We start from the raw sequence: 19,327 nt of genomic DNA on the forward strand, positions 1-19,327 counted from the left end.
CAGTCCAGATCCTCCCGCGCTTCGCAACGAAGTCGTATGCGCTGCGAACCCTCTTGCATTACGATCGTAATTCTATATTATGATCGTAATGCGATGGCTGCGACCCTCTTCGAGGTCGTGAAATGCCGGGTCACACACCATTCTTGTGAGGAATTTATGAACGACACAATCGCCAGCTCTGGCCAAACGTCTGCGCCGGAAGTGCAGAGGTTCGCTTCACTCGGGCTCGCCGCGGCCGCCGACGCGATCCGCGGCGGTGAGATGACATCAGAGGCGTACGCCACGGCTTTGCTGCGGCAGGCTCGGTCGCACGCTGACCTTAACGCTTTCATCACCATCGACGGAGACGCCGTGCTTGAGGCTGCGAAGAACGCAGACAAGGCGCGGTCGGCGGGGGCGGAGACCCCCCTACTGGGTGTGCCGATCGGGGTGAAGGACAGCTACCTGACGACGGGGCTGCCCACGAGCATCGGCCTCGATCGTCTGGCGCACTTCATTCCGACGCAAGACGCCGATGCGGTCCGGGCGATCAAGGAGGCAGGCGCCCTCGTCTTCGGCAAGAACAATCTGGTGGAGATGTCCTATGGGCTGACCGGGCACAACGAACGCTATGGCCAGGTGAAGAACCCGCGCGCCCACAATCGCGTCACGGGCGGGTCCTCAAGCGGTTCTGCCGCATCTGTGGCCGCCGGGATAGTGCCCGCCTCCTTGGGTGGCGATACAGTCGGATCGATCCGTGTGCCCGCGTCGCTCTGTGGTGTCGTCGGGTTCAAGCCGACCACAGGACGCTGGCCGCGTAACGGCGTCGCACCGATCTCCCACACTCTCGACACGACGGGTGTATTCGCGCGTAGTGTTGAGGATTGCATACTGCTGGACCAGGTCATCACCAGGGAGCAGGCTGCGGAGCCCGTCGAGTGGGATTTCAACCTCAAGGGAGCCCGACTGGCCTTCGCGCCGCGGCAGTTTCTGGGTTTGGTGGACTCGGAAGTCGAGAATCGTTTTCGCGAGGTAGTTCGGCGGTTGCAGGACGCCGGCGCCGAGGTCTTTGAGATCGACCTCGGGGAAGATTTCAATGCACTCATCCAGACAACTACGTGGGGCATTTTCGCCCATGAGACCCAGGGCGCGATCTCGGAATTCCTCCGTCTATACAATATTCCGACCACATTCGAGGCGATTTACGAAGGCCTCAAGCCCCAGCTTCGCCAAGCGTGGGAGCACATCGTACTGCCGGGCGGTGCAGGTGCTACCTCAGTGGAGGCCTATCAGACTGCGCTCAACGTAGGCCGTCCGGAAATCCAGCGCCGCCTGAACCGGGCGTTCGTCACGCGAGGGGCGCTTGCCATTCTGCAGCCGACGACGCCCTGCACGGCGCCTTCGATCGAGGAGCAGGGAGAGTTCCACATCGCGGGCCAGGAAGTCAGCAATCTCGCTTTGGCGAACCACACTTTGTCAGCGAGCAGCGTGGGGCTGCCGGGCATCAGCCTCCCTGCGGGCATGTCTCGCGCGGGCCTTCCGATCGGTCTTGAGCTGGACGCCCCGCTGGCGAGCGACCGGGCGCTTCTGAAGCTTGCCCGCCGGATCGAGGCAGTCTTAGGCACCCAACCGCCGACGCTCTGACGTTCTAGCCCTTTCCGTGGGAAACGGGCCAACGCGAACAGCAACTGAAACGAGGATCAACAGATGGCCAATGCACTGTACTCCGCGCGCACCATTTCGATTGAGCACGTCACAATCAAATCGATAAAGCCATTCGAGGAAGTTCGAGCCAAGCTCGTGGCCTTGGCGCCTCGCATCGATGACGGGATCTTCACGCTTCTGCGATACGGCGAAAGCACGCGCGCGCTTCGAGAGTTGGAGGCATGTCCGGCACTCACCATTTTCGGCCAGCGTGACCACGGGGCGCTGCTGGCTATTGCTGGGCTGACGCGCCGATCCATCCAGTACGATATCGGCAATCCGCTCACCGCATCGAAGATGACCCGCCATCAACTGTCGGCGGGACTCTATGCACCCATCCGTGTGCTGCTGCGCGAGGATGGCGATGGTGGTGTCGGGTTTGAATATGATCGACCAGCCTCCGTTTTCGGCCAGTTCGGCAGCGACGAGGTCAATCCCGTGGCTCAGCAGCTTGATCGCGACCTCCAAACCTTGTTGGAGGCGGCTGCAAACTGACAGCTGCGGGACACTAGTGGAGAGAAAATGCGTTTCGAAAAAGGTCACAAAGCTGTGACTCGGCAGCATATCCTTGAGGTCGCCTCGAAATGCTTCCGTCGGGAAGGGGTCTCGGCAGCGGGCATCAGTGGGATCATGGGAGAGGCCGGCCTAACCAACGGCGCGTTTTATCTCCACTTTGAGTCCAAGGAGGCGCTTGTCCGAGAGGCGGTTGGGAGCGCGCTAGCGGAGCGGCAACAGAACCTCGAAGAGAAAGTTCAGGCAGGTGTTGACCTCGAGGGAGTAATTCGAAGCTATCTCAATCAGGCGCATCGCGAAGACCCAGCATGCGGATGTCCATCAGCGGCCTTGCTTCCGGAAATCGCTCGGCAGTCTGTGCCAACACGGCAAACCTATGAGGATGGGCTGCAAAGCTTCGTTTCGACGTTAGCCGCATTGCTCCCAGATGCCGATTCCGCTGCAGCCGGTCGTCGGGCGACAGCCATCTTCGCTCTCATGGTGGGAACTCTTCAATTCGCGCGCGCCGTGCCAGACGTGGCACGCGCGGAGCAAATTCTGGAAGGCGGCGTCGAGGCGGCGCTCCTCCTTGCCCGAGCGTCGCCCGTCTGAAGATTCCGTGGCGCGCACCCCAGCCTCCTCAGGCTGAGCCAGCTCAGTGCCGAGATCCAAGGTGACCTGCGGATGGACCGCCGACTGCCACCGGCGTGAAGCAGCCGTTCGAGCATCCGCCCTGTGACTCCATTGAACGGCAGAAACTGACCGACCGCTGCCTGATGCGGTCAGCGGTAGCCGACCCACAAGAGACCATCGCGCTCGCCAGAAGCGGTCGTCCTACGCCTTGGTCAGCGGACGACTCACCACTGACGCTCCATCGAAAGCAAATAGGAATATGGACTGTCAATTCTCACCCGCCGTCGTTGGTTCGCTAACAACACAGCTGACGCCGTAAGCGAAATTCCTGCGCCAGCAAGCAAGGCTACAGAACTAGGTATGCCGGCAAGGATTGCCGCCGAAGTCGGGGCAGCTGAGAAGAAAGACACCTTTAGCAGCCCATTGAGTCCGGAGTCCCAGCTTTGGGCCTTTAGGGACTCCCGGAGGCTACGCATTGCAGGCAGTACGCTGGCTTGGTACTGATCTGAGACTGCTTGTCGCAGCGCTTCGATCGGGACTTCTTTCGGCAAGTCCGTCGTAAGACGTGCAACTTCTCTGCGGAACACAGCCAACTCTTCCTTATGAGCCTTCTTGAACTTGAGTATTTCTTTTACTGAAAGATCATCGGGCAAAGAGACCCCTTGCATCATGAGATCGATGAGCAAACTAGGTGCAACATCCGTTGGCAAGTTGCGCCTTGGTCCATATGCGTCGAAGTGACGACCAATTCGTCCGTTACCAGATGTGCCGAGCGGCTTTCCTTTTCGCACAGCAATTGCCAACTGGTCTGCTGCAGACGACTCAGTCACTAGACCCAAACCTAACCGCTGGGCTAACTGAGAAGCGAGCAACGTCATGTAAAAGTTAGCGAAACCAGGCGCCACATGAAACCAGCCATCATCATTTAGCCCTCGCTCAAGTTCCGAGCGAATCATATATGGAAGCTTTTCTGGATGTATATGGGCAAGCGCGCGCACGTCATATGACATCTTTTCCGGATGAATTCGGCGAGTTGGATGTTTGTCAGTGTCGTACATGACACCTGCGGCGGAGGGGTCTGTGAGAAAGTCCAAAACTTTGTCGGTAAGTTCCTCTACCTCGTCCATGTCCGACGAAACGCGAACAGGTTCGAGCACTCCCTCATCACAGAGCGCGCGAGCAAAATCATTCGAGTAGGGATCGCGATGTGAGATTGGAACTATCGTTCGGATCGTGTCCCAGAACAACGCAGCACTTCGTAGCCACCGTTCATCTTTAATGTCGATGTACGGATAGTAGAGCGCTGAGGAAAATGCTGCCGGCACTGGACCCCCTTGATTGAAATTTTGCGATTGACTATCGACGACAGATTCTATATGCGCCGACCTAACCCGTGTACATCAAGAGATGGGTATGCCTGCCCGCTTCTCAGAAGCAACACAAGCGTTTTCTGTTGGCCGCTCTCACCCGTTCTCGCGCCCCGGCTCGTCTGCCTCTTGATCGTCCCGGGAAAGAAGGTCGGATAGTTCCAATGGGGATGGAGCGGCCCCACGTATCTGAGGACACAAGGACTCTCTTAAAATAAGGAATAGTCTTGTGCCTATCAGTAAGCCTAGTCATTACGTGGAAAGCATCGAAATTCTGACCGAGCCGGAGCGTCGTCGTCGGCGCACGGCGCAAGAAAAAATCGCCATCGTGCAGGAAACATTGGAGCCGGGAGCGTCGGTGTCGGCCGTTGCACGTCGGCACGGCGTCAACGCCAACCAGGTGTTCGGCTGGCGCAAGCAATACCAGGAAGGCAGTCTGGCGGCGGTGAAGGCAGGTGAAACCGTTGTGCCGGCATCTGAGCTGGCCGCCGCCATCAAGGAAATCAAGGAGCTGCAACGGCTACTCGGGAAGAAGACGCTGGAGGTCGAAATCCTGAAAGAAGCCGTGGAATGGGGTCGTTCAAAAAACCTGATTGCGCGCTCGCCCTTGCTGCCGGGGGACGACCGATGAAGACGGTCTGCGAAGTTCTCGGCGTGGCGCGCTCTGCCGTGGCGGTGAAGCGAGCTCGCTCGTCCGACTGGCGCGATGGTCGCCGTGCCCGCGTGACCAACGATGCCGGGCTGGTCGAGGAGATTCAGGCCCATGTGGCGCACCTTCCCACCTACGGCTACCGGCGTGTCTGGGCGCTGCTGCGCCGCAGTCGGGAGCAGAGCGGTGCGCCGTGCATCAACGTCAAGCGCGTGTATCGGGTCATGCGGGAGCATCAGTTGCTGCTGCGCCGCCCCGGCGTGCGGCAAGACAAGCGGCGGCATGACGGTCGCGTTGCCGTGGACCGCAGCAACACCCGCTGGTGCTCCGATGGCTTCGAGTTCCGGTGCGACGATGGTACGCCGCTGCGCGTGACGTTTGCGTTGGACTGCTGCGACCGCGAGGCGATTAGCTGGGCAGCGACGACCGGCGGGCATAGCGGTGATGTGGTGCGCGACGTGATGCTGGCCGCCGTCGAACAGCGCTTCGGCACCACGCAGGCCGCGCAGTCCATCGAATGGCTGACGGACAACGGCTCGGCCTACATCGACCACCGCACGCGCAGCTTTGCTCGCGAACTGGGTCTTGAGCCGCTGACCACACCGGTCCGTTCGCCGCAGAGCAATGGCATGGCGGAATCGTTCGTGAAGACCATGAAGCACAATTACGTCGCCTATATGGACAAGCCTGACGCACCAACGGCGCTCTCGCGTCTGGCTATCGCGTTCGAACACTACAATGAGCGCCACCCGCACAAAGCCCTGAAATACCGCTCGCCTCGCGAGTTCAGGCGTAATGCGGTGTCATCAACCTAACGGTGTCCGCGTGTCCTGAGCTACAGGGGCAACTCCAGGGGAGAGGCGCTTCATTATCTTTTCGAGCTTGCGATCGTATTGACGGTCGTTGGGCGCTGAGGCTTGAGCCTTGCGGGCGTACTGGTGCACGAAGCGACTGAGCTCGCTAGCTAGCCGAATTTTTGTGCGGTCCGTCGTCATGTGTCGATTTTGCGCTCCTCCAAGTCATGCGTACCGTAGACCCTTGTGTCGATTGTCGACAATTCAGATACAAATGTCGCAAATTTTGGGCACTTTCCCTTAAAGATCAGATGTTTAGGCGCGATTTGCTCGTCGAAAACCGCGGCCAAATGTGGCGTCTCGCGGCCAATGGAATCAAGTACTTACGGGCGCGTTATGAACACGCCTGCAACGTCCAAAAGGGCAAAGTCAGGGAAGCCCCTATAGCTGAATATGGGCAACGGCCAAGAGAGCTTTAGAGGCTGAAGAGATGAGGATGTTGATGCGCCTTCGGCGGGATGTCGCTTGGGAACTGAACGCAGGTCCCAGGCGATGCAGTCACACAGGCGACTTTCGGCGAACCGCTGCTCGCTTTGGCAAAGCGCTGGCAGCTGCCGCCTTCGTTTTCGCTGCAGGCTTTGCTTTCGGTGCGGACCTCACCAGAGGCTTCTTCGCAGGCCTCTTATCCTTCGGATCGTGGTGCTGCTTTACTGCAATATGCCGTATGCGGATTTTCCGTCCGGACCCTTCGTGCTTGTGCTCAGAAAAGAAGCCCAACTCCTTTCGCCGCTCACAATCCGCGTCGGAATATTCTGGCAGCACCAGCGCGCTAAGTCTTTCGCGCCACTCCGACACTACACCGGCGCAATCCGCAACTCGTACGTAGACGATCAACGCCCCTTCGTCCGCGTGGGGCGTTCCGGGCAAGTACCGCGTGGTGAGTTGATTGAAGCCTTTCTCAAGGTACGCATAGTCTTTATGGATCTTCGCTTCCCCTACCCATAGGTATCCCGCGGGATGGCGAATCACGATGTCTGAATGCCCTCCAACCTTCTCATCATGCGAAGCGTCGTACATCCGAGAGCACAACATTGCAATCAGCTCTGCAGTCAATCGATCTTCGCCGTCTTTCGACCGTATATGCGGATCCTCCTCGATTTTGGCCACACACTGGTCAATGTCACGGTAGAGAACGGTAACGAACTCGGCATAGCTGGCAACCAGCATTCGATCTGCAAGAAGTCCCCATTCTGGCCGGATCATGGCCAGTCGTTTCATATCGTGTAATGAAAGGGAACCGTCAATCATCTCGGCGAGCGACCCAACTGGCGCGCTTCGGCGCTCGGCACAAAGAACATATATAGCGACCGCTCAATATTCTCGACCTTCTCGCCGGTATCAGGGTGGTAGAACGGCTCCTCGCCGTTTCGAAGTCTGCGAACGCGTTCGGACGACACCTCTTCTATCGTGTCTGTGTCCAGATCGATAAATTCGAACTTCGGTTCCAGGAGGTGGAGTCGCCCACCGGACAAATACTGTACGGCCGGAAGGACCTCGTCCACCTCGGAGAGCCCCGCCGCTTTCGTCAATTGCCCGAACGTGACTCGCTGTAAACCAGGATCCCAACTGCTGGACAAGAACTCGACAATCGCAAGACAGGCTTCCCGGACCGCGGGTAAAGGCCCGAGGTCACGTTCGATCCTGTCAATCACGAATGTCTTGTCCACACGTCGCTCATTTAAGTTTGCTCATCACCATTGCGAAGTCGTCCTCGTCGGCACAACCCTCGATGATCGCGTAGCTTACCCTCGCGTCCTTCCCTCCCGCAATCGCAAAATTTCCCGAAATCATTACAGACGGAACGCGATTACCGTCTGCAGAAAACCACCCTTTGCGGATCGAGTATTCGTCCGTCGAGCCTTTGATAGCCTGCATCCCTTCTTCGTGAAAGCGCTCCTTACGAAGATCGGACTTGCGTCCTCGCATGCGCTCTTCCTTTATTGAATTAGTTGTGGTCGCATGGCCCAAGCTGTTAACTATTCCATCTGTGCTTGCATAAAGTTTCTGGATAAACGGGTAAAAATTTTCAGGCAAAAGTAGCCACGCGTCTTTCTTGAATTTTTCACCGAAATAGCTATTCACGCGCTCTGTATAGAAATTTCTTGCTTTGGCAAAATCCTCTCTCGTCAGGCGACAAGCTATATCCAGCTGCACTTCGACCGTTTCGGCGTCCGGGCGCACGACAATCGAATCAAACCCCTGAACGTATCCGCTACGTACACCGAATATCTCATCGTAGCCTTCCAGGGCGGAACGAGCCTGCGAGTCCAACAACTCAAGATCAATATATTCTCGAGTTCGAAAAGCACGTTTACAACAGGCGAACAAACGAACAGAGCCGTCTCCATCCTTCTTGGCGTTACAAAAGACCCCATTGAAGGGAGCCCGGGCCAATTTCGACTTGGAAAGCGGAAACGGGAATCGTTGCGCGAACTCCGATTGGCTGTCGACGAGCTTACCAATCTCGTCCGCCGCACGTTTGGCCTCTGCCTTCGACACCTTGAACACAGACACCGCGCGGGTTCCAACTTTGAGCGAATCAAGATAAATGGCCATGAGTTCGTCACGACATTCGATTAACCGCTTGCCGGAGACCGCCATATCCTTAAATTTTTCTATCAGCGGGGTCCAACCTTGCGCGGTAGGCATCTTGGCTGCTTTCAACCGCGCTCCCACGAGCCGAAACGAGTAGCAGACTTGGCGCTCACGCAAAGCGTCAAGGATTTGAAGAATTTCGCGCTTCAGTTGAGCTTCAGTCGCTTGCTCGTCTCGTACGTTCATTTCCTGTGGTGGCCGACGCCACATTGAGTCAGTAAGGCGACAAACTTACCGCATTAGACAAGCGCCTCCTAGTGTTTATGGGAAACATTTGCCTGTTTTCGCAACATTATGCGAATAGCATAGAACAGCCGTCAGTTTGGAGAACGGCCCGCAAATTTAGTGAAGGACATAAACGTCACCGCGTTTCGCTGAGCCACGTCGCGCCAGCAGTTATTAAAAATAACATGCGTGCGCCGCGCTCTCTTCCCGATCGCCTCAATGGGCGGTACGAGTTCTCGCAATTCGTCGTCACTGTACTCGTAGTTGAATCGCTCCGCGGCCGACTCAGCGCCGCTCCAAGTCTCCACGTTGCGCCCATGCAAGCGCACTATCGCAAGCTCTGGAGACGTAACCTCCCACACCGTATGCGCACGCCCCGTCACGCCCTCAGGCGCGTCGACGATCACATGGACGATGCCCCGCTCACGCTCCATCGCCAGAGTGGATTCGCGGTGCTCCTCGTTGAACCAGCTCTCGTGCCGAAATTCGAAGGCCGTGAGAAATGGATGCATCCGCTCGGCGCAGTGCTCGACGTGCGCGAGTGCTTTCGGGGCCGCAGTCACCCAGCGCGGGAACTGGAACAGCACCGACCCGAGCTTGCCGGCCGCCCGGAGCGGCTGGAGAGCGGCAAAGAACCGCGCCCACATCTCGTCGATGATCGGCGCCGGCACGTCCTTGTAGTAGAGATTCTTCTTGCCCGTGTCCGGCAACTCCGGCTGGAGATCCTTCGGAAAGAACTTCGGCTCCGTCTGATGGCCGGTGAACAGCCGGAACGCCTTCACGTCGAAAACGAAGCCGGCCGGCGTGCGCTCGGCCCACAGCGCGCTGTTGGCGGCACTCGGCATCGCGTAGTAGGAGGAATCGACCTCAACGAGCGGAAATACGCTCGAGTAGTACCGCAGGCGCGCCTCGGCCCTGTTGCATCCCGGAGGATAGAAGGCGCCCGACTCGATCAGCGTCTTGTCGGTCCACGACGCGGTCCCCACGAGAATCGACATGCCAGTCTCCGGAGAAGTCCTGGGAGCCGCCATTCTGCCATGCACGATACTGTATATCCATACAGTTATTTGGGGAGGGGAACACCGTGGAAGCGATGTGGGAATATCGTTGGCAATTCGTCGAGGACGGCTATTGGGGCGGCGTCAAAGAAACGAATTTCTGGATGACGGACGGAGAGGCAGAGCGATGGTGGGCATACGGTCGGGACGGCACCCGACGCCTAGATGAGACCCGCCGCGACCGCAACGAACTCGGAATCGACTATGCCGCTACGTGCACGGGCGCGAGCAGAATGTGGGAGAAGTGAGGTGGCGAGTGCTACTACTGGGCCTCCCCGACAACGAGCCTGCGACAAAGCGGCCATTAGACTCGTCGACTTTTGCGACTCAAAGCAGGAACAATAGCGCACCGGACATAAACAGGAAACATCCGCCAACGAACTGAGATTGGAGAATGCTGCGCCATCCGGGGTAGCTGTATTGCACCGGTGGGGAAAATCGGGTCGCGACAGGTAGGCGCAAGAGCCAGGTGCGACATGCGTCCGTTATCGAGAGCAAGCCGGCAGCAAGAAGAAAGAGAGAAACCATCCGAATCGCATTAAACTGGATCGGGAAGTCAAATACATGCGCCGCAATGGGCACAAGCGCCCCTAGTGCCAAAAGTCCACAAAGGAAGCGATAGAGCAAGGTAAGGCTCGTCTTGAGCCACGTTGGCGCATTGCTCTTGCCTTGAGGTAGAGGCGTCCAGTTCATCCTTTTTCGGCTGATGGGGTGGTGTGTGGAGACACGATTTAGCCGCGATTCGAATTTAAACTCGTCTCATGGTCCATCGCCAGATTTTTTACGATTCGGGGATTCCCGCCGAGTGTCTAATTCCAATTCTGGCCGTTCGCGGCTAGTTGGTGATATTGCCGCGTATCGATGCCGGGTCTTCCGGTTCCCAGTACCCACCGCCACCGTGATACGTTTCCGCACGCAAGCAGAAAGCTTCATTGCAATGCAGGCAGCGAAAGTGGTACTCGACGTAGTCGTCCCACGCGGCACCCGCCGCGAGTTTGTCAAACGAGACGGAGACCCAAGGGCTGTCGGGAATCACTTCCGCGAGCGTGTTATCCGCGATGTTCTCCGCTGCGATCTGTATCGCTCTGCGTAGCTCGCGAGGATACCTGACTGCATACCGAACGCAAAGGTCCTCGCATCGAGCGCATGCCACAGAAGACTCCTCAAGGGTTGTTCCTCCCTCAACAGGGATGGCCGGACAGATACCAGGAAAGGTGACGAGCCAAATTGTCGACGATTCGCGCGTCGATGTCGAACGGCCGATTGTGACCAAGATCGCCGCCCGATACCCGACAGCAGGCGGCCGAAGAGTCCTGGCCGCCGCGAAGGCTAGGTTATTAGCGGCTAGCCCACCAACGCTCAGCTTCATCGATGTGAGCGCATAGCAAGTCTGCGACCGCCATTGGCTGGGTGCCGTCGTCGAATCTAAACCAGTGGTCAATATTCGGCCCAGGCGAGCCGAGCCTATGGCGCTGACTTGGGTGTAGATCGTGCGCCGTAACGGTGCTCGCCGAAATGAATTTTCCCCAGTGGGTTGTGATGCCCTCCGCGCCGCATTGAGATAGCTCGACAACGAACCCTCCGCCGTGGCGATCGAACTGCACTGTCAACAGATCGACTCGATCATCCCGTTGCCGCCGAAAATGGGGCAAGGAACCTTTGAACCCTAGCTGGCGAAGCGCGGGAACAAAGCGCGCCTTTAACGCGCGGTCCATCTCGTCACGGTTCATCGGCATGTCCAGTCAAAATGAGGCCGCCAGGTTACCGCCTGTTTTCGAAACCTTGATTGTTAGCGATTCGGGCGATGATGTCGAACGGCCGCCGCCGAGCTCAGCCGGGATGATCAGTCACGGCACACGACTAGACCACAGCGCTTCGAATGCTTTCATAGTAATTTCCCGTGCTTCGAACTCCGGGTCTGCGTTTACCTCAGCCAAGGTAGGCACCGGCAGCAATCCGGGTTGTGTCCCGAATGCCGATTTCGTTTTGTCTGCAAATCCAATTCGCCCGTCGCGAAAGAATTCAATTTTGCGAATCTCATAGCGATCCCGATCGAGCACAGACACCAGACGGACTGGCTCCGCGTCGAAGTCGTGCCTCCATGCGACGTCGAGCGCTATCAACCCATCTGCCATCGGCCCTCTCCTCGCCTGTGTCACTGTCACTGCCCTGCGTTCGTTCTGGTTCACGGACGCGCGGCCGCCCCATTCTATCTGCCTCTTCACCGCAACCGGCTGCGCTTGATCTCTGGTGGTGTCGCCGCATTCTTGCGCCGCTCCCCGGTCGGCGCGAGCGACACGCCGTCCAGCGGCGCGAACAGTTCCGAGAGCGTCACGCCGAGCGAATGGCAGATGTTTGCCAGCGTCTCCACAGACGGGTTTGCGATGCCGCGCTCAATCGACGAAATGTAGGTGCGGTCGACGTGCGCCTCGAAGGCCAGCGTCTCCTGCGATTTCTCTGCCGCATGACGGCATTCCTTGATCCGCCGGCCAAGCGCGGTGGCGAGCGGAACCGCCCGGGAAACGGAAGAGGTAGAGCGTCGGGTAGTCATGGCGTGCAGCATGCCCGTCTGTCGACTGAATCACGACGCTGTAAATTCAACAATTATCGTCGTATATAATCGTCAACCGGTTTTCCCCGCTCGCCACTCTCGTGCCTGTGGCCGGCAGGGCGGATTCTGCCGTACCGTCATCTGTCGAGTTAACACGACAACGTCATGCATTACCCATTCCGCTCTCCGTACGCCTCCAGGCGTACCGCTTTCTGCCGGCGGCTTCCCCTGCCGGTTTCTTTCACTCCCCTGCAAAGGACATCCATCCATGAACACATGGCATTACGAAAAGGACGGCAGCCGTATCGGTCCGGTGCCGGACGCAGAAATACAGAACCTCATCCGGCAGCGCGCCCTGTCCGCTGACACCCTGGTCTGGAAACCCGGACTCACCGCCTGGCACGCGCTGCGCGACACCGAACTCGCCGCGCATCTCGACACGTCGTCCGTGCCGCCCGCGCTGCCCGCCGCACGTATCAGTAACGTGGTCGTGTGGCTGCTCGCCTTCGCGCCGCTCATCGGGTTGATGCTCGAAGCGATGATCGGCGGGGCGCTCGCACCGGACGACGACCTCGCGGGCCTCGCCGGCCAGATCGCCGTGAAGACGGGGCAGTACTGCTGGGTGACGGTCCTGCTCAACATCGGCCTCAGCGTGCTCGACGAGCGGCGTCTCAAACGCGCGGGCGTCGACACGTCGCGCTTCGGCAGGCTGGTCTTCATCGTGCCGGCCTACCTGTGGCAGCGCGCAAAGGCACTCGGCCAGACGCCCTCGTACTTCTGGACGTGGATGGGGCTCTTCGCTATCACGCTGCTGGCCGCCGCATAAGCGGCGCGCCGTCGCCGTCGCCGTTGCCCTGCCCGGACCTGGCCGGCCGGCGACCGCTGGCCGGCATCTTTCTTCCGCAGGCCGCACGCACCTTCGGGCCTGTTCCAACGCCTCCCCAGCTCAACACAGAACCCTCATGAAACTGCTCATCGCCCTGCTGTGCGCAACCGCTGCGCTTGCTGGCTGCTCGGACAGCCACCTGAAAGTGACGCTGACCCACAACCCGGCCTTTCCCAACATCCCCCGCCTGCGCCTCACCGCTGTGAATCAGGACGTTACCGTCATCGGCGTTGAGGTCAACGGCGGCGATTGCGAACTCAACATGCTCGAACGCTTCCCCCGAACCATTCCGAAGACGCAGAGCGACACGGTGGACATCCTCTCGTCGTGCGACGACGTGTCGAAAGTCGCAATCACGACCGACGACGGGACGTTCACATTCACGTTCCGCTGAACCTCGATGCACGGGCCAGTGCCCCCTTACGGCAGGGCACAGCTGCTGCCGTTATTCCGACACAGCACAACAGCGAAAGGAGTCGGGACAATGGGATCACAGAACGTCGGTATGCACCTGCTCGACACCATTGCGCAACGGGGCGCAAAGCAGATCTTGCTCAAGGCAGGATGAACGGAGGCACGCTTCCTCATGCTGTTTGACAGGCGACCAGAGTTCAAGCGCCCAATCGCTGGCCCGTGGCGCAGCAGCAGCGTCCGGGCGCGCCTCGCAGGAATACCCGCGCTAGTGGTCAAAGGACTGACCGGCGCGGCTGCAATTGTGTTGCTGCTGGTCATCGCATTTGCAGGCCAGGGCGTGAACTTTCCGGCGTCGAGGAAGGGCTGGTACTGGCTGGCGGCCCTGGTCGCGGGCGTGGTACTCGTCGCGCTGCTGTTCGCAACATGGCTACCCCATGGTTCTTCGTGATGTCTGAGTGCCATCACGGTGAGCGCTGCGCATGTCGATGTGCACAGGAACCTGACCCAACGAATCGTCGAGGCACATGGGCCGGCGTTACGCGTGGGCGACATCGTACGCGCCGCCCAGTGTGCGATGATGCGGTCCAGATCATTCAACTACACAGGTGAAAGCGCGTCGGCAAACCAGAGTATGGACGAGGCGCTATAGAAACGTCAGGTATCTGGACATGGGTTTAGCTCAAAACATCGCAGCCTGTCGGCGGTGGCGACGACCGCTTGCCGCAACGGCCCTGGCGGCACTGCTGTGCTACTCGCAAGGTGCAATAGCGGACATCGAGCTCGGCGGCTTCCGCCTTGGCGAGGGAAAAGACAACGTACTGGCGATGGCACGCGAACAGATTGGTCCTGCCGAGGCGACGCATGCCGAACGGTATCAGGTCCCGCGTGACTTTTACCAGGTGACGCCCCCCAAAAGCGGCTTCCAGCTTTGCGGCGCGCCGGTGACGGCGATTAGAATGTACTTCGACACCAGTGACAGGCTCACCCAGGTGGATTTAGATCTCGATACTGCTGAGACAGAAGTGATTCACTGCCTGATTCCTGACGTCGGCAAGGCGAAACCAACGGGTTCGTTCGGGGACACCTGGGAAATCCAGCGACCGGATGGCGAGATTGTTTATGCGATCAGTGCGAGCTTCCGTTCCACGACGGTCGAGTTCGCGGACCGGCGCCAGGCTGAAGTCAACAGTTCGGTCCGGCGGCGCAGCGACCAGCGATTCAAGGAGCTGCGGACGAAGTTCGACGAGGTCATCGAGCTGATGAAAAACGCGAACAAGCCGTTCGGGCAGTAACCCGTGCGAACAAGCAGCATCCGGCAGCGGCAAAGGGATTGGCTGGGATGTCGTCCTTTTGCAGGCCGATCGAGCCACTGCGCCAGAGTTCGCGCGATAAAGTGGCGCATCACCATAGGAGTCGGATATGGCGGATCCAGTTCAAGCGACGACTGAAGGAGCGAAGGCCATTGGGGAGGTTGCCAAGACCGCTGGTAAAGTGGTCGACGCCGCGCGCGATATGGGTGGATTTATTGCGAAATATACGCATGGCACCCTGGAGCAAGCGATGGGCATCGTGCACGACAAGATCGCTTACGCCAGATGGGAGCGGCAGTACCGGTTGATGGACCGTGCTTCCGCATTTCTTTCTGCTCGCGGAGTGAAGCATCCACCGACCGGCATCCCCCTTAAACTGGCCGTGCCCCTGTTGCAAGCCGCGACACTCGAGGACGACGATTACGTGCAGGACATGTGGGCCCAACTCCTGGTCAATTCCTCGATTGAACCAAATCCGCAGAACCGCGCATTCATCAGCATGCTGGAAAACATGACGCCGCTCGACGCCCTGGTACTAAACGAACTGGCGAGGGCTGAGGGTACTCCGTACACGCCAATGCTGACATACGAGCTGCCTGAACGCGCACATCCGGTGCTTGACCTGAAGAGTGTTGAGCCTCTCACGGATCCCAGCGAGGATGTCGCCTTCAGTCTGAGCAACCTCGCTCGTATTTCTGCGATCACGCCTGCGGCGACGTGGGATGGTGGGATCACAGTCGCACAGGTGAAACTCACCATGCTCGGCCGCCAACTTGTGCGAGCGTGTTCTGGGACGGTTGCAGAGTAAACCTGCTGCAAGGCAACACTGCCGCTCGCACCGCCCGGATGATCAGCATTACCGCCAGCGTTTTCAACGCATACATGGACTACCGCATCACCTACGAATACAGCGTCAGGGATAAACCGGACGAGTTCATCGCCCACGTACCGTCACAGCTCGTCGCTGACGTACCGGCCAACGTACCGCGCGCGCTGCTGCCCGAGTACATCGTGGAACTGATCCTGAAGCACTCGCCGCAGATCGCGAAGATCCGCAGGCTGCGGATTCTCTGACAACAGAAGCGCCACGGTGAACGGCATGCGGGCACGAACGGGACGGCCATCGATGCCCAGGCCAGCATCGCACCGCCGGGTCAGCCGATCTTGGTGTACGTCATGTAGCCTTGCAGGCGCAGCGGCGTCTGCGTCGACGGTCCGATCACCTTCGAGAAGCCGAGCCACAGTTTGCCGTCGCCCCACGAGGGCATCACGTTGCACAGCGTCGCGAACCCGATCACGCCGCCGGCACTCACGCTCGCCACCGGATAGTCGGGCAGACGCTGCGCGTCGTACTGGTAGATGCCGGGAAAAGGATACGACGACTGGCCGGTCGCAATCGTCATCTGCGTGGGCAGTTGCCAGGTATCGGTGCTGTCGGCGATGATGCGCACGCCACCCGCCACGAGATACACGCCACCTGCGATGGTGGCGCTGCCATCGCTGTTGGTCTGGAACGCAAAGCCGTTGAATGTATTGACGCCAATGCGGAAATCGAGCTGGAACCAGTTGCCCATGTCGATGCCCCGGCCACCATTGGCCTGCTGCGAATGGCCGAGTTCGATGGCGAGCACCGGCAGGATGCCGTGCGGCTGCGGCAGGTTCAGCAACTGGCTGCCATCGAGAGCGGGCAGTTGGCCATTGTCGTCGAGCACGACGACATCGCCCGGTGCGGTACCCATCTGCGCCTTCGGAATGGCGGCGCTGGCTGTCGCCTGTGCATTCGATGCCGTCTGCGCGATGGAGCGAATACCGGGTGCGAGGCCCGTTATCGAGTCGCTGAGCGCGGCAAGTGCCGTGGAGAGAGATGATGGAGGTGTCGACATGACGCGCCTCAAGGAAAGGGGGGTGAAGAACCATAGGATTCGCCACCCGATCTCCAAGTTTGTGCTGCGCCCACGCGCCAACCTCGCAGCGCCAACGTGGCACGCCTCATTCTCATGGCCGGCAACAATATGTACCGGAAAGAGAACAAGACGCCCTGTTATCCGGGTTCCGGCATTACTTTGAATTTTGGGAGACAGTGCACAATGCCACCAGTTCGCTCGCTGCCAGTCTGTGATGTTGAAGTTGCCGCTTTACCTCCGTCGGACCCTTGAAACTCCCGTTAGTCGCGAGCGAAATTGAATAGGCACGAATTGCATTGCGGAGCCGCTCAAGACCAGGCCCATTCATAATACGGATGGCTTTGTGGGGCGACGCAGCGTTCTCGAAGACCGTCTTTGGATGAATCATGATCGGAGTTGCCGAACAAGAACCGTCGTACTTCTCTTCGAACCAGACGATCGATCCGTTCAACTGATTCGTGTCGGCCTTTGAGATGCGCTGCGCGGTAGTGGCTCCGCTCTTGCATTCGATAACCAGATACTTCAGATTCCCGAGCGCCCATAGATTGTCAGGACCGCGACCGGTCGTATCCTCGGGCCGCTGTGACCCGAAACCCAGGAAGCGTCCAAGCTCGTATACGGCCGCTTCAAACCGCTTCGTGCCGCCCTCGCCCCACGCCAGATCGTCCAGCAGTCCGTTCACCCAAATGATGAGGTCATTCCCCTCAAGGAAGCGCTCAGTCATAAAATCGACGGCAGTGGCAACCTGGCCGCTTGGGGGCGCGCTCAGTTTGTCGTAGGTGACCCCGGCCATGGGCTTGAGCAGGCGCGAATTGAAGCCCAACGCAGCAAGTTGAAGCTCCTGGGCTTTCACCTCGTCTGTGAAGCCTGTGTACTCAGCGAGTTGCTGCATAAGGTAGCCCTTCACTGCCGGTTCGGTAGTCGCGTTAACGGCCTCCTGTGCTTTGCTGATGGCGATGTCGTGCCTGTTGATACGCACCGCATCAAATGCTTGACGGAGCTTGACCTGGTTGGCGTCGAGATGCCCCCCTGTTATGGGCGTCGCGTTAACGACGGCGTTACGGCCAGCGTTGATCCAGTCATCATCCTCGTCGAGGCAAAGGTCCAGTATGGGCCTTAGCTTCTCGATCGGTTCGCCGCGCACTTGCGCGGCGACATCCTTGCCAAGGGCGATCTGAGCGCTGCTCGCAGCCGAAAACATGGCTTCCGCGCCTGGCTGGTGCAGGCGTTGGGTCAATTTCCCGCCGAGGAGCAGCACAACACAATGATCGTCGCTCGAACGAACTCCGCGCCCCATGCCTTGTTCGATTCGTTGTATCTGACGTACAAGTTGTCTCTGGGTGCCATCAAGAATCTGCATATCCAGTTGCTCACTCAAGCTCGACACCTCCGGAAGTCCGTCGATCACAAGAAGCTCGCAAGCTGCACCGGGAAGGTCGATGCCGTCATACTTGTTTATCAGTACGGTCAGTCCGACGTACCCGGTTCTCAGTCTTTCGACGCCATCATGGATGGAGTCTTTGTCTAAAATCTGGGCTGCCACATCACTCCAGAACTCCGCACGCTGCCTGGATGGAACGATGACGACCGCGTTCTTTTCCTCGGCGATCTCCGAGATAAGGGACTTGAGTTCTTCAATCGTGTAAGCCGGATTGATCTCCTGAGGCGCGAGGATCATCCGGTCGCCAATGTCGCCGCCGCCTTTCGGTCTGATGGGCTTACCGACCTCCGAGGCGTCGGCCTTAAAGTGGCTTACGAGGATGGTATCGTCCGCAAGGGTCGCGGTCATGTAGATGCGGCGACTCGCGGAAGCGAATGCAGGAATCCTGTCAATGGGAACAAAGTGGGGGACAATCTCCACCCGACCACCGCCGAATACGCACGAACATAACGGAATGCATTCATTCAAAAGCGGCCAACTCCATTCGAGTTCACTGGATTTTCGCTTCGCGTGAAGGAGCTCGACGACCTTGTCTTGCTGCTTCCGCCATGCCCAGTATGGCACCGGCATGACAACGGTGGGGTCCTCCGCTTTCACATCAAGCAAGCGCGAAGGCGACTGCGCCTTCAAGTCTTCCTCGAACAGCGCCATCAATTCATCATAGACGGGATTTCCTGCCTTCGATTTGATGCAAAATTGGTCATTGACAACATTAAGGCAGGCGTGTGCGTCGTCGATGACTATGCTGCCAACAGGAATCTTCTTTTCACCAACCCCAAAAACAGAACGGCCGTTAAAGAGCTTGTGCACGTTCGCAACGAGAATGGAGCGCCCGGCGATAAAATCGGGGTCCTTTTCGTCGTCGGTTGCCGCAATTCCCAGTGCCTTAGCTTCCGCTAGAACCTGTGCCACAAGAAAGCTGTCGGGCGTGATGTAAACCGCCGGCTTTACCTTCTCGTTGAGCGAGCTCTGAAGACAAAGCAGGCCAACGACTGTCTTGCCCCCACCGGTGTTCATCTTGATAGTCAGATCGCATGCGTTGCGACGGAGATACCATTCGTCCAGGACATCCGATTGCTCGTCCAGAGGACGCCTGAAACGAGCGTCACGCTTGAGCGTGGTGAAGATCTTGCGCGGATCGGTCTGCTTCGCTGCCGATCCTGCATTCAGCTTGCCGAAATCCAAAGGCATTGGTCACTCCTCGCGCGTGGTTTTACCGATTTTGACACATGCGCGTCAGCAACATCAGGCTTTGTTTATTGTCG

22 protein-coding genes are annotated in these 19,327 nt (G+C 58.6%); 11 read left to right on the forward strand and 11 right to left on the reverse strand.

Going from position 1 to position 19,327, the window contains the following annotated elements:
* Positions 1-156: 156 nt before the first annotated feature.
* The 3 genes from P2869_RS11735 (at position 157) to P2869_RS11745 (ending at position 2,787) form a co-directional block, all read left to right on the forward strand.
* On the forward strand, positions 157-1,623 hold the full coding sequence (locus P2869_RS11735; RefSeq protein ID WP_277596581.1) for an amidase family protein: 1,467 nt from the start codon (positions 157-159) through the stop codon (positions 1,621-1,623).
* A gap of 63 nt (positions 1,624-1,686) precedes the next feature.
* Positions 1,687-2,178 (forward strand): DUF302 domain-containing protein, encoded by a 492-nt coding sequence (locus P2869_RS11740; protein WP_277596582.1) that lies wholly within the window; start codon positions 1,687-1,689, stop codon positions 2,176-2,178.
* Between the two features lie 27 nt (positions 2,179-2,205).
* Positions 2,206-2,787, forward strand: coding sequence for a TetR/AcrR family transcriptional regulator (locus tag P2869_RS11745; protein ID WP_277596583.1), 582 nt, complete (start codon positions 2,206-2,208; stop codon positions 2,785-2,787).
* A 245-nt stretch (positions 2,788-3,032) separates the two neighbouring features.
* On the opposite strand, the gene P2869_RS11750 is transcribed toward P2869_RS11745, so the two are convergent.
* On the reverse strand, positions 3,033-4,133 hold the full coding sequence (locus P2869_RS11750; RefSeq protein WP_277596584.1) for a DUF6236 family protein: 1,101 nt from the start codon (positions 4,131-4,133) through the stop codon (positions 3,033-3,035).
* A 307-nt stretch (positions 4,134-4,440) separates the two neighbouring features.
* Here P2869_RS11750 and P2869_RS11755 point away from each other — a divergent pair.
* Positions 4,441-5,639 (forward strand): IS3 family transposase gene (locus tag P2869_RS11755; protein WP_277598124.1). Its coding sequence is split into 2 segments (ribosomal slippage): positions 4,441-4,756 and positions 4,756-5,639, totalling 1,200 coding nucleotides; the frame shifts between segments, so codons are not numbered across the junction.
* A 537-nt stretch (positions 5,640-6,176) separates the two neighbouring features.
* Here P2869_RS11755 and P2869_RS11760 read toward each other — a convergent pair.
* The 4 genes from P2869_RS11760 to P2869_RS11775 all read right to left on the reverse strand — a co-directional run bounded on the left by P2869_RS11760 (position 6,177) and on the right by P2869_RS11775 (position 9,496).
* Positions 6,177-6,926, reverse strand: a complete 750-nt coding sequence (locus P2869_RS11760; RefSeq protein WP_277596585.1) for a hypothetical protein — start codon at positions 6,924-6,926, stop codon at positions 6,177-6,179.
* A complete protein-coding gene (locus P2869_RS11765) occupies positions 6,923-7,345 on the reverse strand; it encodes a hypothetical protein (RefSeq protein WP_277596586.1) in 423 nt (140 codons plus the stop codon). The genes P2869_RS11760 and P2869_RS11765 overlap by 4 nt, the downstream gene beginning before the upstream one ends.
* A gap of 7 nt (positions 7,346-7,352) precedes the next feature.
* On the reverse strand, positions 7,353-8,459 hold the full coding sequence (locus P2869_RS11770) for a hypothetical protein (protein ID WP_277596587.1): 1,107 nt from the start codon (positions 8,457-8,459) through the stop codon (positions 7,353-7,355).
* 131 nt (positions 8,460-8,590) lie between these two features.
* Positions 8,591-9,496, reverse strand: coding sequence for a DUF72 domain-containing protein (locus P2869_RS11775; protein WP_277596588.1), 906 nt, complete (start codon positions 9,494-9,496; stop codon positions 8,591-8,593).
* Between the two features lie 86 nt (positions 9,497-9,582).
* On the opposite strand from P2869_RS11775, the gene P2869_RS11780 reads away from it, so the two are divergent.
* Positions 9,583-9,804 (forward strand): hypothetical protein, encoded by a 222-nt coding sequence (locus P2869_RS11780; protein WP_277596589.1) that lies wholly within the window; start codon positions 9,583-9,585, stop codon positions 9,802-9,804.
* Between the two features lie 79 nt (positions 9,805-9,883).
* Here the strand turns inward: P2869_RS11780 and P2869_RS11785 are convergent, their stop codons facing one another.
* The 4 genes from P2869_RS11785 to P2869_RS11800 all read right to left on the reverse strand — a co-directional run bounded on the left by P2869_RS11785 (position 9,884) and on the right by P2869_RS11800 (position 12,119).
* Positions 9,884-10,249: a hypothetical protein gene (locus tag P2869_RS11785; protein WP_277596590.1), complete on the reverse strand. Its 366-nt coding sequence runs from the start codon at positions 10,247-10,249 to the stop codon at positions 9,884-9,886.
* A gap of 644 nt (positions 10,250-10,893) precedes the next feature.
* Positions 10,894-11,286, reverse strand: a complete 393-nt coding sequence (locus P2869_RS11790; RefSeq protein ID WP_277596591.1) for a DUF4304 domain-containing protein — start codon at positions 11,284-11,286, stop codon at positions 10,894-10,896.
* A gap of 117 nt (positions 11,287-11,403) precedes the next feature.
* Complete coding sequence (locus P2869_RS11795; protein ID WP_277596592.1) at positions 11,404-11,691, reverse strand: hypothetical protein; 288 nt, start codon at positions 11,689-11,691, stop codon at positions 11,404-11,406.
* An 86-nt stretch (positions 11,692-11,777) separates the two neighbouring features.
* Entirely contained in the window at positions 11,778-12,119 is a 342-nt protein-coding gene (locus P2869_RS11800; protein WP_277596593.1) for a helix-turn-helix transcriptional regulator, read from the reverse strand.
* Positions 12,120-12,375: 256 nt separating this feature from the next.
* On the opposite strand from P2869_RS11800, the gene P2869_RS11805 reads away from it, so the two are divergent.
* From P2869_RS11805 to P2869_RS11830, 6 genes are all read left to right on the forward strand, one after another.
* Positions 12,376-12,933, forward strand: a complete 558-nt coding sequence (locus tag P2869_RS11805) for a GYF domain-containing protein (RefSeq protein ID WP_277596594.1) — start codon at positions 12,376-12,378, stop codon at positions 12,931-12,933.
* A 136-nt stretch (positions 12,934-13,069) separates the two neighbouring features.
* A complete protein-coding gene (locus tag P2869_RS11810) occupies positions 13,070-13,387 on the forward strand; it encodes a hypothetical protein (RefSeq protein ID WP_277596595.1) in 318 nt (105 codons plus the stop codon).
* A 192-nt stretch (positions 13,388-13,579) separates the two neighbouring features.
* On the forward strand, positions 13,580-13,855 hold the full coding sequence (locus tag P2869_RS11815) for a hypothetical protein (RefSeq protein WP_277596596.1): 276 nt from the start codon (positions 13,580-13,582) through the stop codon (positions 13,853-13,855).
* 220 nt (positions 13,856-14,075) lie between these two features.
* The gene (locus tag P2869_RS11820; protein ID WP_277596597.1) at positions 14,076-14,699 is read left to right on the forward strand and encodes a hypothetical protein; all 624 of its coding nucleotides are present in this window, start codon (positions 14,076-14,078) and stop codon (positions 14,697-14,699) included.
* 127 nt (positions 14,700-14,826) lie between these two features.
* Complete coding sequence (locus P2869_RS11825) at positions 14,827-15,525, forward strand: Abi-alpha family protein (RefSeq protein ID WP_277596598.1); 699 nt, start codon at positions 14,827-14,829, stop codon at positions 15,523-15,525.
* Positions 15,526-15,599: 74 nt separating this feature from the next.
* Entirely contained in the window at positions 15,600-15,791 is a 192-nt protein-coding gene (locus P2869_RS11830; RefSeq protein WP_277598125.1) for a hypothetical protein, read from the forward strand.
* 80 nt (positions 15,792-15,871) lie between these two features.
* On the opposite strand, the gene P2869_RS11835 is transcribed toward P2869_RS11830, so the two are convergent.
* Entirely contained in the window at positions 15,872-16,600 is a 729-nt protein-coding gene (locus P2869_RS11835) for a hypothetical protein (protein ID WP_277596599.1), read from the reverse strand.
* Between the two features lie 175 nt (positions 16,601-16,775).
* Positions 16,776-19,253, reverse strand: a complete 2,478-nt coding sequence (locus P2869_RS11840; RefSeq protein ID WP_277596600.1) for a DEAD/DEAH box helicase — start codon at positions 19,251-19,253, stop codon at positions 16,776-16,778.
* Between the last annotated feature and the right edge of the window lie 74 nt (positions 19,254-19,327).

The sequence above is a fragment of the Paraburkholderia sp. SUR17 genome (assembly GCF_029536165.1).
Lineage (GTDB): Bacteria > Pseudomonadota > Gammaproteobacteria > Burkholderiales > Burkholderiaceae > Paraburkholderia > Paraburkholderia kururiensis.